Annotated in this window: 3 protein-coding genes; all 3 read right to left on the bottom strand. The window is 70.1% G+C overall.

Annotated elements, in window-relative coordinates:
* A partial coding sequence (locus D180_RS12240; protein ID WP_017913017.1) for a LysR family transcriptional regulator occupies positions 1-667 on the bottom strand: 667 nt, incomplete at its 3' end.
* 69 nt (positions 668-736) lie between these two features.
* On the bottom strand, positions 737-1,723 hold the full coding sequence (locus tag D180_RS12235; protein WP_026144781.1) for a malate dehydrogenase: 987 nt from the start codon (positions 1,721-1,723) through the stop codon (positions 737-739).
* Positions 1,724-1,758: 35 nt separating this feature from the next.
* Positions 1,759-2,007: glutaredoxin domain-containing protein (locus D180_RS12230; RefSeq protein WP_017913016.1), on the bottom strand; the 249-nt coding region annotated here is incomplete at its 5' end.

Raw genomic sequence — 2,007 nt, 5'->3', positions numbered from 1 at the left:
TGGACCAGTCGCGCACCTGCAGGCGCAGGTCGGCGATGGCCAGCCCGGCGCGTTCGGCCAGGCGTTGCGCATGCAGCCAGCAACCGCCGGTGGCCAGCACGAACGGCAGCGCCAGCAGTTCCGCCAGGGCGATGTCGCGCGCCCGCGGACGCGCCAGCGCCGGCGGCAGCACCGCCAGCCACTCGTCCATGCCGAACACCATGGCGTCGCGCTCCGGCGCCGGATCCAGCACCACGCCCAGGTCGACCGTCCCGGCGGCCAGCCAGGCCTCGACCTCCTCGTCGCCGCCTTCCAGCCAGACCACACCCGCGTCCGGATGCGCCCGCTCGAACGCGCGCAGGCGCGGCGCCAGCCATGGCCGCGACGAGGCGAAGCCGGCGACCCGCAGCGAGGCCGCACCCGCTGCGCGCTGCGCCCTGGCCAGGGCCTGGATCTGCCCCAGCTCGGCCAGCATCGCCCGCGCATGTTCCAGCGCACGCGTCCCGAATGGGGTCGGCCGGATCCGCCCGCGCTCGCGCAGCAGCAGCGCTGCGCCCAGCACGTGCTCCATCTGCGCGATGGCCTGGCTGGCGCCGGACTGGGTGATGCCGCAGCGCGCGGCAGCGGCGCTGATGCTGCCGCACTCGACCACGGCGACGTACAGCCGCCAGTGGATCAGATTCATCATGTCGGACTCCTACAACGCGAAACGCCGGGCGAGGCCCGGCGTTCCGTGACGACGCGATCGCGTTGGCGATCAGCCCAGCAGGTGGGCCACGCCGCTGCGCTCTTCTTCCAGCTCGGCCAGGGTCTTGTCGACGTACTTCTGGCTGAAGTCGTCGATCGGCAGATCCTTGACGATGGTGTAGGCGCCGTTCTCGGTGGTGACCGGGAACCCGAAGATCACGCCTTCCGGGATGCCGTAGGAGCCGTCGGACGGCACGCCCATCGTCACCCACTTGCCGTTGCTGCCCAGCACCCAGTCGCGCACGTGGTCGATGGCGGCGTTGGCGGCCGAGGCGGCCGAGGACAGGCCGCGCGCTTCGATGATCGCCGCGCCGCGCTTGCCCACGGTCGGGATGAAGGTGCCGGCATTCCATTCCTGATCGTTGATCGCATCGGCGATGGAGGCGCCGTCGGCGGTGGCGAAACGGTAGTCCGGGTACATGGTCGGGCTGTGGTTGCCCCACACCACCAGCTTCTCGATGCCGCCGACCGGCTTGCCGAGCTTGAGCGAGAGCTGGCTCAGCGCGCGGTTGTGGTCCAGGCGCAGCATGGCGGTGAAGTTCTTCGGGTTCAGGTCCGGCGCCGACTTCATGGCGATGTAGGCATTGGTGTTGGCCGGGTTGCCGACCACCAGCACCTTGACGTCGCGCTTGGCCACCTTGTTCAGCGCCGCGCCCTGCGCGGTGAAGATCTTGGCGTTCTCCAGCAGCAGGTCCTTGCGCTCCATGCCCGGGCCGCGCGGACGCGCGCCGACCAGCAGGGCGATGTCGGCGTCCTTGAACGCGACTTCGGCGTCGTCGGTGCCGACCATGCCGGCCAGCAGCGGGAACGCGCAGTCTTCCAGTTCCATCATCACGCCCTTCAGCGCGGCCTGGGCCTTCTCCATCGGCAGTTCCAGCAACTGCAGGATCACCGGCTGGTCCTTGCCCAGCATTTCGCCGGAGGCGATGCGGAACAGCAGGGCATAACCGATCTGGCCGGCGGCGCCGGTCACGGCAACACGAACGGGTGCTTTCATGGGGGATTCCTCTGCTAAGAAAGTGGGTGGGGTGATCAGTAGACGCGATAGCCCAGCGGCTGCAGGTGCAGGTCCAGGGCGGCGGTGTCGTAGCCTTCGACCACATGCTGGCCGATCACGGTGATCGGCACGCCTTCCAGGCCCAGCGCGGCGGCGGCCTGGCGGCCGGCCTCCTGCTCCACGTCCAGGACCGTGTAGCGGACCTGGGCGCGGGCGAAATCGGCCTGTTGCCGGCGGCAGTAGCCGCACCAGTCGGCGGCGAGCATGACGATGCCGGCCTCGCC

Source organism: Xanthomonas sp. SHU 166, from assembly GCF_000364685.1.
Lineage (GTDB): Bacteria > Pseudomonadota > Gammaproteobacteria > Xanthomonadales > Xanthomonadaceae > Xanthomonas_A > Xanthomonas_A sontii.
Note: the sequence above shows the minus strand (reverse complement) of the source record. Positions and strands in the feature narration are given on the sequence as shown.

Excerpts from the sequence above, each read along its gene's own strand:
- D180_RS12235 (WP_026144781.1), bottom strand. The coding sequence starts at position 1,723 with ATGAAAGCACCCGTTCGTGTTGCCGTGACCGGCGCCGCCGGCCAGATC.